Raw genomic sequence first — 13603 nt, forward strand, 5'->3', positions numbered from 1 at the left:
GCGATCCACAAGCCGTTTCACCGCCGCGACCGTGCGCCACCCGCTGGACCCGGTCGTGCTTGCGGAGGTCGAAGGCCTGGCGCAGCGCTGCCGTGTACCCCGGGTCGCCGTGCTGCTCGCCGGGTTCGAGGTGCTGCTCGCCCGCTGGTCGGGTCTGCGCGACCTCACCGTCCTCACGTTGCCGGACGACGGAGCCGAGACGTCCAGTGATCGCGCAGGCGAATGCGTCGGCACGGTCGAGCTGATCGGTGACTATCGTCCTGACGAACCGTTCGACGAGCTGATCGGTGACTATCGTCCTGACGAACCGTTCGACGAGCTGGTCGCACGCGTAGCCGCCCAGTTGACGAAGGGCCTCACGCGGAGGGGCATGCCGCTCGGCGACGAGGTCGAGCGGCTGGGGCGCGCCAGGGACAGTCGCCGGCCGCCCTTCGAGGGGGTCTCGTTCCGAGTGAACGGCAGGCCGCCGGTGGCCGAGTGCGCCATGGCAGTCGACGTATCGTCGATGGAACTCGTATTCCGGCATGCCGAGGAGCTGCTCGACGCGGCAACGGTGCGGCTGCTCGCGCACTACTACGTTGCCCTGCTCGCCGCGGCCACCGCGGATCCGTCCACGGCGGTCGGCGCGGTTCGCTTCGCGTCGCCGGCAGCGGCTCTGCGTTCGCCGGGTGCGGTCGCGGAACTGATGGGGGCGCTGCCTGACGCGGAAGGCGGTATCGCGACGGGAGCCCGGATCGTCGATGACGCAGACGGCGGAGTGATGCCGGTGGGCCTCTTCGGCCGGCTGCAACTGGAGATCCGCGACACCGCCGACGGTCTCCGGTGGGTGGATACCGCGGCGTTCGGCCGGTTCACCACGACGGGTGAGATCATGCTGGACCGTGCCGCGGAACCTGAGTGTCCCGTGGCCACTCCCGCCACGAGCCGACGCCTGCGTGCCGACTCGGCGGCCGGCATGGCCGCGCAGCTCGCCGCGCTGTGGGCGTCGAAGCTCGGTCTGTCGGCAGTCGAACCGGGAAAGAGCCGCCTCGAGCTCGGAGGCGGACTCTCTCCCTGAGGCTCTCCTCGACCTCGTCCGTGCGGCGTGGTCAGGAGGGCCTGGCCCCGTCGCGGGAGGTGTCGTCGACGGGGTGCGACTGCCGGCTCGACCAGTGTTCCGTCAGGAATCCGCCGATGTCCCGCAGCGACGCGGCCGCCTCCCTGACCAGGCCCGCCTGGGCCTGGGCCGCGTGCCACAGGACGGGGCTCTCGGCGTAGCGCAGCGGGACGCCCGCACCCCGCAGGGACACGGCGAGATCGCGACACTGCGCGTACAGCAGCTCGCGGGTGTTGGTATGGAGGTAGGTCGGCGGCAACCCCGTATGCGAACCCAACTGCGGGGCGTAGCGCGGATCGGAAGGGTCGCCGGCGCCAAGATAGGCAGCCGTGCAGGCCAGGCCCCAGGCGCGGTTGACCACGAGGTCGCGACGTTGCTCAGCCACCAGATTGGGGTTCGCCCACGGTGAGATGAGGACGAGAGCCGCGGGCCGTTGCTCCCGAACCGTGGTGAGCTGCTGCGCCGCGGCCAGCGCGATGCAGCCGCCTGCCGAATCACCCGCCAGGACGATGGAGCCGGGGGAGTGGCCCTCGGTGGTCGTCAACGCGCCGAACGCGGCGACCGTGTCCTCCAGCGCCGCCGGGAAAGGGTGCTCGGGTGCCAGGCGGTAGTCCAAGAGGTAGACGGGACGACGGATCTCGCGGGCGAGGTGCGCGGCAAGTGACCGGTGGGTGACAGGCGAGCCCACCGTAAATCCGCCGCCGTGCAGGTAGAGCACGGCCCCGGTCCCAGTGGTGGCTCCGACGCTGATCCGCTCGGCCGGGCGAGCGCCGAGGCGGAGGGTGCCCACGGAGGTGTCCGGGGGCAGCGGTTGCATCCGGGCGACGATGTTCAGCAGAGCGCGCTGCACGGACCATGGCATTCGGTGCTGGAACGTGAAGCGGTAGTAGGGGTGCAGTATCGCGCGCGCGAGCGGCAACGGCAGCATCGGTAGGGCCTTCATATGGTTGTCCCGGGGCGCGGGGCGAGCCTGATGAGCCGGGACATCCAGGTGCCGAACCGCTGGGAGCCCACGGGTGCGATGCGACCCAGCAGGTCGAGGGCCTTGGCCTCCGCGCCCACGAGGACGCGCGCGCGGCGTCTGCGGACACCCTCGATGATCGTGTCGGCCGCCATCTCGGGGCTGTGCAGTGCCAGCCGCTTGTCGAAGACCCGCGCGATGCTGGCCGCGTCGAGGCCTTCCGACGCCGTGGCGTTGCGAGCGACCGCGGTCTTGATTCCTCCGGGGTGCACGCAGGTCACGTGCACCGGGTGCCTGGCGAGCAGCATTTCTTGGCGCAGGCACTCGGTGAATCCGCGGATCGCGAACTTGGAGGCGTTGTAGGCGCTCTGCCCCGGATAGGTGATCAGCCCGAAGAGACTGGAGACGTTGACGATGTGGCCGTCGCCGGATTCGATCAGATGGGGCAGGAAGGCCTTGGTCATGTTGACCACGCCCCAGAAATTGACGTCCAGAACGCGTTCGATGTCCTTGAACGACTCGTGCGCCACCTCGCCGTAAAAGGCGATGCCCGCATTGTTGTATATCTGGTTGACCTTGCCGAAGTGTCCGCGGACCTCGTCCGCGTACGCGAAGACGGACTCCCGTTGGGTCACATCGAGCCCGTCGACCCTGACCCTGGCGCCCGCGGCCTCGCACGGTCCGGCGGTCGCCCGGACGCTGTCGACGTCGATGTCGGACAGTGCGAGATCGGCGCCAAGTGCGGCGAGACGTAAGGCGAGTGCGCGGCCGATGCCCGATCCCGCACCGGTGATGACGACAACTTTCCCTGCGAGACTGGCGTGCTGTGACTTCTTGGTCATTCTGGTCCTCGCGTCGAAACGTGGTAGGCGTCGATGTCGAACTTGCGCGTGATCCGGCGGAATTCGTACGAGAATCCAGGCCACATCGTGGTGTTTTCACCGTGCTTGTCCAGGTACCAGCTGGAGCAGCCGCCGACATTCCAGATGGTTCGGGACAGCTTGCTCTGCAGCATCTGCGAGAAGCTCTCCTGCGCCGCCGTGCGCACCTCGACCGAGCGGATGCTCCGTCGCTTCATCGTCGCGACGGCATCGGCGAGGTAGTTCACCTGCGACTCGATCATGAAGATCATCGAGTTGTGACCGAGGCCGGTGTTCGGGCCGACCAGCAGGAACATATTGGGGAAGTTCGCGATTGAGGTGCCCTTGTAGCACTGCCGGCCCACGACGTCGAACACGTCGCCGAGGCTTCGGCCGTCCTTCCCGAAGAGCCTGCGGTAGGTGGGCGAGTCGGTGACCTGGAACCCGGTGGCCAGCACGATGGCGTCGGTGTCGTGAATCGCGCCGTCCGTCGTGACGATGGACTTCTCGCGGATCTCGGAGATGCCCTCCGTGACGAGGCTTACGTGGTCCTGCCGGAAGGTGGGGTAGTAGGTGTTGGAGAGCAGGATCCGCTTGCATCCGACTCCGTAGTCCGGAGTGAGCCGTCGGCGCAGCGCCGGGTCGGGCACCGCGTGTCTCAGCCTCGCCCTTGAGAACAGCCCGACCGGCTTCATCAGGACAGGGTTCTTCGTCAGAGCGATGGCCTGTGCCTCGTGCGCCCAGTAGATGGCCGACCGCACGAACCGCTGGTAGAACGGCACGTACTTGCACGCGAGCCGTTCGATCCTTGAGTAGCGGCGGTCCAGGCGAGGCAGTACCCAAGGAGCGGTGCGCTGGTACACCTCGAGCTCGGCGACCTTCGGTGCGAGGGCGGGAACGATCTGGATGCCGGACGCGCCGGTGCCGATGACGGCGACCTTCTTGCCGGTGAGGTCGGTCTTGTGGTCCCACCGGGCGGAGTGGAAGACGTGACCCGCGAAGGTGTCGATGCCGGGTATGTCCGGCCGTGAGGGCTCGCACAGCGCTCCGAACGCGCCCACCAGGATGTCGGCTGTGAACAGGCCCTTCGAGGTCTCGACCTCCCACTCGGCGGCGGCCTCGATCCAGCGGGCGCTCAGGACCTCACACCCGAACACGTGCTTGTCGCGCACGCGGTACCGGCGGGACACCCCGGCGATGTAGTCCTGAATCTCCGTCTGCTGGGAGAACGACCGGCTCCAGTTCGGGTTCAGGGCGAAGGAGTACGAGTAGAGGTGGGACGGCACATCGCACGCCGCCCCGGGATACGTGTTGTCGCGCCACGTTCCGCCGACGTCGTCGCCCCGTTCGAGGATCAGGAAGTCGTTCCACCCCTCACGGCGGAAGCGGATCGCGGCGGCGAGCCCGGCGAGCCCGCCGCCGATCACGAGGATGTTGGTGTGCCGGATCGGTTCGGCTGACGAACCTGCCCGCTCGGACGTCCCGAGCAGGACGTCCGTCGTTTTCTTCTGGTTCTTCGGACTCAAGAGGGATCAGATCTCCCATCGCACCTGTCCCGAATGATGGCCCCCAGATACTCCCAGACCAGGTCTGACGTGCCCCTGAACTGACCCTGTTCGCACGGGCAGAGCGGTTTCAGGGGCTTTCCGCATGATGGACCGTCGAAAGGACCATCGGCGTTTATCGCGTCCTGCACATTCCGCTCTCGCACCATCGATCGAGTAGTTAAGGAGACGCCCCTGATGAGTTCTACACCGGCGAAAGCAGAGGCAATTGAAACGCCGGACGTGCTGATCGTGGGAACCGGATTCGCCGGCCTCGGCATGGCGATGAAGTTGCTCGACGCGGGGCACTCCGACTTCGTCCTGCTCGAGAAGGCGGACGACGTGGGAGGTACGTGGCGGGACAACACCTACCCCGGCTGTGCTTGCGACGTGGCGAGCGTCATGTACTCGTACTCCTTCGCCCCCAACCGCAGTTGGAGCCGGATGTACGCCGCGCAGCCCGAAATTCTCGACTACATCAAGCGCGTGGTCAAAGACCGCAACCTTGAGCAACACATCAGGTTCAACACAGAGGCGACCTCCTACGTGTTCGACGAGGACAGCGACCGGTGGTCCGTCCGAACCCGGTCGGGACAGGAGTACAGGCCACGCATCGTGGTCCTGGCCCACGGAGCGCTGCACCAGCCCAACATCCCGGACCTGCCTGGCATGGGCCGGTTCAAGGGGAAGATGTTCCACTCGGCGCAGTGGGACCACTCCGTCGACCTGAAGGGCAAGCGGGTCGCGGTTATCGGCACCGGCTCCAGCGCGGCGCAGTTCATCCCGGAGATCGCGGGCACGGCGGCCCATCTCGATGTCTTCCAGCGCACCGCGCACTGGGTACTGCCGAAAGCCGACCGGCCGCTCAAGGACTTCGAGCGCAAGCTGTTCAAAGCGCTGCCTCTCGTGCAGCAGTTGTACCGGCTGCTGGCCTACTGGACGCACGAGGTACCGGTGCTGGCGTTCCTGAACCCGAAGTTGCTCAGGGTGCTCGAACTGGCGTCGCTGCGCATGCTCGCAAAACAGGTGCCGGACCCTGAGCTGCGGGCGAAGCTGACACCCGACTACAAGATCGGGTGCAAACGCATCCTGCTCACCAACGACTACTACCCGGCGCTGCAGCGGCCCGATGTCGACTTGATCACCTCAGGTGTCGCAGAGTTCACCGAGACCGGAGTGAAGTCGGCGGACGGGAAACTGCACGAAGCCGACGTGGTGATCCTGGGCACCGGGTTCTCCACGGACAACCGCTGTGCCACGGAAGACATCGTCGGCCGTGACGGAATCACGATCCAGGAGGCTTGGCGCGACGGCATGACCGCGCACCTGGGCACGACCGTGTCGGGATTCCCGAACATGTTCATGCTGATGGGTCCCAACTCCGGCGGCGGCGCCCAGTCGATCCTGTTCGTCATCGAGGCACAGCTCCACTACGTGGTCGAGTGCCTCCGCATGATGAGGGGGCGGCGGGCCACCCGGCTCGAGATACGCGCCGACGTCCAGCGCGAGTTCAACAGCCGTCTGCATGGCAGGCTCGCCGGCTCCGTATGGAACGCGGGCGGCTGCGACAGCTGGTTCCTGGACCACACGGGGCAGAACCGTCAGTCCTGGCCCGGGACCGGTACGTCCTACTGGAGGGCCACCCGTCGCCCGGACCCCAAGGCGTTCACGCTGACAAGTCGCGCAGGCGGGCGGCGGCTTCGCGTGGTCTCGCAACCCACTGACTCGCAGTGAGACGGGGTATCGATTGCAGTAAACATACGGTCGTGCGTACACTCAACTGGCGCGCACGATTCTGCTGATCCGGACAGATCCGGATGTGTGCGTTCAGCGGGCTCGGCTGCGTTCTGTCGGGGCCGTCACGTCCAGCGCGGAGTTAATGAGAAAGGGATGCATTCGTGACGAATGCCAGCGAAGAAGTTGTCGCGACCGCGGCGGTGCCTGAGGAGGCCCCCGCGGTGCCGTGGCCTGCCGTGTCGACTGTCATGGTCGGCATGTTCATGGCGATCCTCGACTCGTTCATCGTCGTTGTGGCGGGCCCTGCGATCCAGGCCGACCTCGGGGCTTCCGTCGGCCAGCTGCAGTGGGTCCTCGCGGGCTATCAACTGAGTTACGCGGTGTTCATGATCACCGGAGGCCGGCTCGCGGACCTGTACGGGCGCAAGCGGGTCTTCATCATGGGTACCGCCGTGTTCACGCTCGCGTCTGTGGTCTGCGCCCTGGCGCAGAACCCCGGGACGCTCATCGCCGCGCGCATCGTTCAGGGTCTGGGCGCGGCCTTGATGGTGCCTCAGGTCTTCGTCGTCATCACGCTCGTGGTTTCGGAGAAGAGCAGGCACCGGGTGTTCGGCGTCCTGGGCATGGTGATCGGCATGGCCACCATCAGCGGTCAGCTCGTCGGCGGTCTGCTGATCGGCGCCGACCTTTTCGGCTCCGACTGGCGTGCGGTGTTCTGGGTCAACGTGCCGATCGGAATCGCCACGATCCTGTTCGCCATGAAGCACGTACCGGAGTCCCGTGCGGCGGGCGGCCGCAGGTTGGACGTTCCGGGCGTGGTGGTCCTGAGTGCTGCGCTGCTGCTCCTCACGTTCCCACTCATTCAGGGACGCGAGGAGGGCTGGCCGTGGTGGACCTGGGCATGCTTCGTCGCGAGTGCCGCCGCGTTCGGTCTGTTCATCGCGCTGGAGCGGATGATCGACAAGCGCGGCGGCGATCCGCTGATGAAACTGGCCCTCTTCTCCCAGCGGTCGTTCTCGCTCGGCATCGTCCTCGTCCTCGCCGTCTACGCGCTGCTGACCTCCTACTACCTCGCCCTGTCCATCGCGATGCAGGAAGGGCTGGGCATGTCGGCGCTCGGCTCGGGCCTTGTGTACACGCCGGCCGCGGTGACCTTCTTCGTCTTCAGCATGATCGCGGGCCGGATCGTGCCGAAGTACGGCCGCCGCGTCCTGGAGGTGGGCTCTGTGGTGCTCGCGATCGGTTACCTGGCCACCGCTGTCGTCCTGCTCTCCGGACCGAGGCTGACCCCGCTGCTGGTGATTCCCACGCTGATGGTGCAGAGCGTCGGCGGTGGATTGCTCATCACCCCCTTGCTGAACACGGTGCTCAGCAGGGTCGCCCCGGAGACCGTGGGCATGGCGTCCGGGGCTCTGTCGACCGCGCAGCAGATCGGTGGCGCGCTGGGTGTCGCCGTCATCGGAGCGGTGTTCTTCAACTCTTTCGACCCTGCCGCCGACGGGAGGGTCGAGGCCGCGGGGAATGCCTTCGCCATGTCGTCGCTCACCACGTTCCTCATCGCGGTCCTTGCGGCAGTGCTTGTCTTCCTGCTGCCCAAGCAGGCAAGGACGAGCAAGTGACGGCCCGGTAGGCGCCGCCGGGAAGACACGCAGAGACTGAGCCGATGCGGCGGACCGAGGGTCCGCCGCATCGGCATCTGTGTCCGTAGATCGTGTCGCGGCACCCCGACGGGAAGAGCGACCTCCCGTCGTCAGCGGGAGGACACCAGAAAACCCTCAACGATGCGGTGGACCTTGCTCACCGCGTCGGTGTCTCCCATCCGCAGCGCTGTGTTCGCGGCGCACAGGAGGGCGTCGATCTGGAAAACGGTGAGATCGACGTCGAGCTCAGCGAGCTCGCCGGTGGCTACGGCGTGGCGGAATTCGGCCGCGACGACTTCGCGCCACTCCTGCTGATCCCGGAACAGTGCGTCGCGGACCGGTCCCGGACGGCTGTCGAACTCCGCGAGGTTCGCGGCTCTGAAGCACCCGCCGGCGAACAACGGTGTCTCGGCATACACGGTCCAGTGTTCGAGCAGAGCGCGAACGCGGGCTACGCCGCGGGGTGCCGTCCTGGCCGGGCGAATGACGGCGTCGATGAACATCTCGCGCGCGAACTCGACGGCCGCGAGCTGGAGGGCTTCCTTCGTCCTGAAGAGAGTCTGGATGCCTGCCTTGCTGAGTCCCGTGTCGACCGAGAGCCCGCCGAAGCTGACGCCGTTGAGGCCCTCCAGCGAGGCGACGTCGACGGCCCGCCGGAGCACGATCTTCCGCGTCCGCGCGCCACGCAGCAGGCGTTTGTCGGTGACCTCGGAGACACTTCCCATACGGTCGATCGTACCCTAATTCGACAGTTAGCGTACGGGTGCTCGTGGCAGCCATCTGCTCGGGGTGTGCCGCCGTAATGGCCAGAAATCCCTGTTTCGAAATGACAGATGTGGATCTGGCCCGTACGTGGTCAGGCCATGCCGACTGTTGGGAACGACGAGACCGAGGTAACGAGGATCACCTTCCCACCTGACCGAGTGGGTCCCCTACCTGAATGTGCGGGATGCAGACGGAACCCGTGCGTCACTAGGATCTCGCTCGGTCGCCATTGCGGGTTCCGGTCAGATCATCAAAGTGCTGGGAACCGCAGCGTTTAAGGGGGAATTGAACAGTGGCCATCGCTGAAATAGGTGTACTCGGGCCCCTGCGGGTCGAACTCAGAAGCACGGAAGCGGTATTGAGCGGAGCGAAGCTACGCAGCATTCTTGCTGTTCTTGCGCTCCGTGCCGACGGTGAGGTTCGTCGCGATGAGCTCATCGAGGAATTAGATCTGATGCGAACGACGGGTGATGCGATCAACGCCGTGCACGCCCACGTCGCCCGACTGCGCCGCTGGCTCCAGCGGCACGGTGGGAACGCCGACCTGCTGGAGACAGTCAACTCCGGATACCGGCTCAACCTCGATCGGGACTCGGTGGACGCCCATCGGTTCGTCAAGTTGGTGGAGCGGGCGTTGAGCCTGGCTCCGGGCGTTCCTTCGGTGGTCGCGGCCATTCTCGAGGAGGCGCTTTCTCTGTGGCGCGGAGATGCTCTGTTCGATGCTCTCGAGGGGCCGCTGGTTGCCGCCGCGGCCGATGAACTGCATCAGTGGCGTGCAGCGGCACGGGAGACATTGATCGACGCGTGGATTTCACTCGATTGCAATCAGAAGGTGGTTCTGAACGCAAGGAAATTCATCGTCGAGGACCCGCTGAATGAACCGATGCGCGCTCGGCACATCGTCGCACTTCAGCGAATGGGAAGGCACGCCGAAGCGGTCGAGGCTTACAACAGTGCCGAGCGGGTGCTGGGCCAGGAATTGGGTATCACGCCTGGTACCGAGCTCCGTGCCGCCTCCGATCCAACGATCGAGTTCACTTCGATATCGGGAAATCGGCGGCGTGAAAGCATCCTGATCGGCGCGCCGATGTAACACCCTCCCGTACGGCTCGGCCGGGGTGGCGGCGACCGTGGGTCGCCGGCTCCGGTCGGCCGGGAAGATCTGCCTCTTGTTATTGCATACGTACGTCCGTATTCTTTCAGTATGACGACGACACAACTCACCGAAGAGTCCGATCCGTTCTGCCTGCCGTCACTGGATGCCGCAGCGCTTCTCTTCGACGCCCCGTGGCACCGGTACGCCGTGATCGGCGACAGCCTGTCCGCGGGTACCGGGGACCCCAGCCCCGGATACACGGAAATGGGCTGGTCTGACAGGTTCGCGGGCATCCTTCGTCGAGTACGGCCGGATCTCGAGTACCTGAACACGGCCGAGATCGGAGCCACGACGGCGCAGACCCTCGAAAAGCAGATCGACGGCATGCTGGAGTTCGACCCGGACCTCCTCCACTTGCCGTGCGGCGCGAATGATCTAGTGCGGCGGACGCCGGACTTCGACAAGATCGAGCAGTCACTGCGGCGCATGTACGACCTGGCGTCCGAGACCGGGGCCCAGCTGACAACGTTCACCTTGGGCAGGGCGTATGTTGTTCCGGTCTTCCCGGACTGGAGCGAGCGCGTCGCCAGGGTCAACGACATCACTCGCACCCTGGCTGCCGAGTACGAGGCTGTTGTCGTCGACATGTGGGACCACCCCATCAACAGCCGGGAGGATCTGCTGAGTGAGGACCGCATCCACTTCTCGACTTCGGGGCAAGCGGTGATGACGACCGAGATGGTGAAGGGCTTGGCTCACGTACTCAGCCGTACAGGTGCCTGACGGATCCGGTGGGGATCGGATACTGAGGAGCAGCACCGGCAGGAGAGAGCGGGGGGCACGAGTGGGTTCTGAGCACGGTCTTCGGTTTCACATCCTTGGGGCAGTGGAGGGCTGGGCCGGGGAAGCGAGGCTCCGTCTCGGAGGCGTGATCCAGGAACGCATCCTCGTCACCCTGCTCCTGGAGTACGGAAGTGTCGTGCCGGTCTCCCGGCTCGTCGAAGCGGCCTGGGAGGAGCTGCCTCCCTCCAGCGCCGAGCACCAGGTGCGCAAGGCGATTTCGGACTTGCGCCGGTGCATACCGGGCGGCGCGGGGGTCATCGTCACCGACGGTCCGGGCTATCGCGCCGAAGCGGCCGGATTCGGACTCGACCTGAGCGATTTCGCCAAGGGGCTGCGCGTGGCGCGGGAGGCTGTCGCAGCGGAGCGCCGGCCGGACGCTGCTGTCGCGCTGCGTGAGGCGCTGGCGTTGTGGCGTGGTCCCGTCATGGCCGGCCGGGGCGGCAGGGTGATCGAGGCGGCGGCGACCGTCTGGGAGGAGCGGCGGCTGTCCGCGGCCGAGCAGTTCTTCGAGCTGCGGCTCGCGCTCGGCGGGGCCGGCGAGCTGGTCGGCGATCTGCGGGCGCTCGTGTCGCAGTATCCGCTGCGAGAGACCCTGCGCGGACACCTGATGCTGGCCTTGTACCGAGCGGGCCGAAGGGCCGAGGCGCTCGAGGAGTACCGCGCGGTGCGTGTTCTCCTCGCGGAGGAGCTGGGCATCGACCCGGGAGCGCACCTCACCGAGCTGCACGAGCGGCTGCTGCGAGAGGATCCGGGCCTCGCCGCGCCGCCCCCGGCCGCCGGAACCGGGCAGGTCGATCCGCCCGGTCTGGCGCAGGGGATCCGGGCGTTGCCGTACGACATTCCGGACTTCACCGGACGGGACAAGGAACTCGAACTGCTGCTTGATCGCGCCCGTATGCCCGGCGACGAGGGCACCCGTGTCATCGCCATCGACGGCATGGGCGGCGCCGGGAAGACGGCGCTGGCCGTGCATGCCGCCCACCGGCTCGCCCCGCACTATCCCGACGGTCAGCTCCACATCGACCTGCGCGGCTTCACCCCGGGCGAGAGCCCGGTCCGGCCCGGCGCCGCGCTGGAGAGCCTGCTGCAGGGGTTGGGGATGCCCGACCAGCATCTGCCGGAGGGTGTGGAGGAGCGCGCCCGTATGTGGCGGGTCGCGCTGGCGCAGAAGAGAGTGCTGGTCCTGCTGGACAACGCCGCGGACGCCGCTCACGTGCTGCCCCTGCTGCCCGGTTCTCCCGGCTGTCTGGTGCTGGTCACCAGCCGGGCCAGGCTGGTGGATCTGGACGGTGCCGAGTGGTTTTCCATCGGCATGCTGACGCCCGAGGACAGCGCCGCGATGCTGGCGGAGACGCTCGGTGCCGAGCGCACCGCGGGCGAACCGGAAGCGCTGGCCGAACTCGCCGAGCTGTGCGGCCGACTGCCGCTCGCCCTGCGTATCGCGGCCGCCCGGCTGCGCAACCGACCGCGGTGGACCGTGCGCCACCTGGTGGAGCGGCTCAGTCACGAGACGCGGCGGCTCGACGAACTCAACGCCGGGCAGCGCAGTGTCACGGCCGCCCTGGAGCTGTCGTACCAGTCACTGGGAGCCCAACATCGCGCGGTGTTCCGGGTGTTGGGCCAGCACCCGGGGGTGGAGATCGATGTCTGGTCCGCCGCGGCGCTGGCGGGTATCTCGGCCCGCGAGGTCGAGGACGTTCTCGAGCATCTGCTGGACGTGCATCTCCTTCAGCAGCACGTGGCGGAGCTGTTCAGCTTCCACGACCTGGTGCGCAGCTTCGCACGGATCCTGAGGTCCGACATCGCCGCCAGTGAGGACGGTGATGACGGCGATGACGGCGTGCTGGCGCGGCGGCTCCTGCCGTACTACCTGGGGGCGACGGAAGTCGCCTGTGCTGTGCTCTACCCCGACAGGCTGCGTATCGAGACCGGTGTCACCGTGCCCGACGAACTGCCGCCGTTCCTCACCCCACAGGACGCGCTGGCCTGGTTCGACCGGGAGCACCACGCGATCCAGCTCGCCCTGGACCGGGAGGGCGACGCGGCGGATCAGCGATGCGTACTCCACCTGTCCCGGAACCTCGCCTTCTACTTCTATACACGCAGCCGGGTCGAGGAGCAGGCGGCGCAGGGGGTCGCCGCCGTCCGTGCCGCGCGGCGCCTGGGCGAACCCAGTTTGCTGAGCCTGAGCTTGAACAACCTGGCTGTGGCGCACTGGAAGCTCGGCCACTTCGCCGAAGGCGTCGAGGCGGCGTCCGAGGCCCTGGAGATCTCTCGCCGATCGAGCGACCGCCAGCACGAGGCGATCAGCGTCGGCCGGCTCGGACTGCTGTACGGCGCGCTCGGTGATGTCGCCCAAGCCCTCTCGTTCCTGGAACAGGCGGTGGTCCTGCGCAAGCAGAGCGGGGACGAGGTCGGTGAAGCCGAGAGCTGGACCAATCTCAGTCCCGTCTATCGCTGGCTCGGCCGATTTTCGGAGGCCGCGGCGGCCGCCGAGCGTGCCGTGAGCATCAACCAGCGGATCGGCACGCACGACAACGAGAAGATGGCCCTGATCGAACTGGCGGCCACCCGACTCGCCACCGGGGACGTACGGGAGGCGCTGGACATCCTCGAACGGGCCCTTGCGATCGGCGACGAGACGCGCAGATCGGAGAACCACGCCCTTGCCCTGGCCTTCACGGCGGAGGCTCGGCAGCTCCTCGGCGACCAGGGGCGTGCCCTCCTCGACGCCGAGCGCGCTCTGGACCTGGTCCGCCGCTCGGGAGTCAGGCTGAGGTCCTCGGAGGTCGAGAACATCGTGGGCCGGGTCCACCGCGGGAGCGGCGACCCGATCCGAGCCCTGGAGCTGCATACGAGCGCCTTCGAACGCTCCACCGCCCTTGGCTACCGCGTCGAGACGACCTGCGCGCTCGCTGGTCTTGCGCGCGCCGCCGAGGACGCGGGAGACGACCGGAGTGCAGCGGAGTACCTCCGCCAGGCGCACGACCTCTTCGACGACCTGGGCATCCCGGCCTCCGGCCGCAGCTGGGTCTGAGCGGGCCGGGAGGCCGGGAGCGAG

General features: G+C 67.2%; 10 protein-coding genes. 6 read left to right on the plus strand and 4 right to left on the minus strand.

What is annotated here, in order from left to right; translation table 11 throughout:
* The first annotated feature begins 31 nt into the window (after window positions 1-31).
* Window positions 32-1057 (plus strand): hypothetical protein, encoded by a 1026-nt coding sequence (locus ACFWP7_RS03440; protein WP_384375267.1) that lies wholly within the window; start codon window positions 32-34, stop codon window positions 1055-1057.
* A 31-nt stretch (window positions 1058-1088) separates the two neighbouring features.
* Here the strand turns inward: ACFWP7_RS03440 and ACFWP7_RS03445 are convergent, their stop codons facing one another.
* The 3 genes from ACFWP7_RS03445 to ACFWP7_RS03455 are packed head-to-tail and all read right to left on the minus strand — an operon-like array spanning window position 1089 to window position 4443.
* Entirely contained in the window at window positions 1089-2039 is a 951-nt protein-coding gene (locus ACFWP7_RS03445) for an alpha/beta hydrolase (RefSeq protein ID WP_384375270.1), read from the minus strand.
* The gene (locus tag ACFWP7_RS03450) at window positions 2036-2899 is read right to left on the minus strand and encodes an SDR family NAD(P)-dependent oxidoreductase (RefSeq protein WP_384375273.1); all 864 of its coding nucleotides are present in this window, start codon (window positions 2897-2899) and stop codon (window positions 2036-2038) included. Before ACFWP7_RS03450 ends, ACFWP7_RS03445 begins: the two co-directional genes overlap by 4 nt.
* Window positions 2896-4443 carry a flavin-containing monooxygenase gene (locus ACFWP7_RS03455; protein ID WP_384375276.1) on the minus strand — a complete coding sequence of 516 codons (1548 nt, stop codon included), beginning with the start codon at window positions 4441-4443 and terminating at the stop codon, window positions 2896-2898. Before ACFWP7_RS03455 ends, ACFWP7_RS03450 begins: the two co-directional genes overlap by 4 nt.
* 216 nt (window positions 4444-4659) lie before the next feature.
* Between ACFWP7_RS03455 and ACFWP7_RS03460 the strand changes: the two genes are divergently transcribed.
* Both ACFWP7_RS03460 and ACFWP7_RS03465 read left to right on the plus strand, forming a co-directional pair.
* Window positions 4660-6195 carry a flavin-containing monooxygenase gene (locus ACFWP7_RS03460; RefSeq protein ID WP_384375279.1) on the plus strand — a complete coding sequence of 512 codons (1536 nt, stop codon included), beginning with the start codon at window positions 4660-4662 and terminating at the stop codon, window positions 6193-6195.
* A 164-nt stretch (window positions 6196-6359) separates the two neighbouring features.
* Window positions 6360-7817 carry an MFS transporter gene (locus ACFWP7_RS03465; protein ID WP_384375282.1) on the plus strand — a complete coding sequence of 486 codons (1458 nt, stop codon included), beginning with the start codon at window positions 6360-6362 and terminating at the stop codon, window positions 7815-7817.
* A gap of 131 nt (window positions 7818-7948) precedes the next feature.
* Here ACFWP7_RS03465 and ACFWP7_RS03470 read toward each other — a convergent pair whose 3' ends face one another.
* Window positions 7949-8563, minus strand: coding sequence for a TetR/AcrR family transcriptional regulator (locus ACFWP7_RS03470; protein ID WP_384375285.1), 615 nt, complete (start codon window positions 8561-8563; stop codon window positions 7949-7951).
* Between the two features lie 332 nt (window positions 8564-8895).
* Between ACFWP7_RS03470 and ACFWP7_RS03475 the strand changes: the two genes are divergently transcribed.
* The 3 genes from ACFWP7_RS03475 to ACFWP7_RS03485 all read left to right on the plus strand — a co-directional run bounded on the left by ACFWP7_RS03475 (window position 8896) and on the right by ACFWP7_RS03485 (window position 13579).
* Window positions 8896-9696: a BTAD domain-containing putative transcriptional regulator gene (locus ACFWP7_RS03475; protein WP_384375288.1), complete on the plus strand. Its 801-nt coding sequence runs from the start codon at window positions 8896-8898 to the stop codon at window positions 9694-9696.
* A 111-nt stretch (window positions 9697-9807) separates the two neighbouring features.
* Entirely contained in the window at window positions 9808-10482 is a 675-nt protein-coding gene (locus ACFWP7_RS03480; protein WP_384375291.1) for an SGNH/GDSL hydrolase family protein, read from the plus strand.
* A gap of 145 nt (window positions 10483-10627) precedes the next feature.
* Window positions 10628-13579, plus strand: a complete 2952-nt coding sequence (locus ACFWP7_RS03485; RefSeq protein ID WP_384375294.1) for a BTAD domain-containing putative transcriptional regulator — start codon at window positions 10628-10630, stop codon at window positions 13577-13579.
* The last annotated feature ends 24 nt before the right edge of the window (window positions 13580-13603 follow it).

It is taken from the genome of Streptomyces sp. NPDC058470 (assembly GCF_042721055.1).
Lineage (GTDB): Bacteria > Actinomycetota > Actinomycetes > Streptomycetales > Streptomycetaceae > Streptomyces.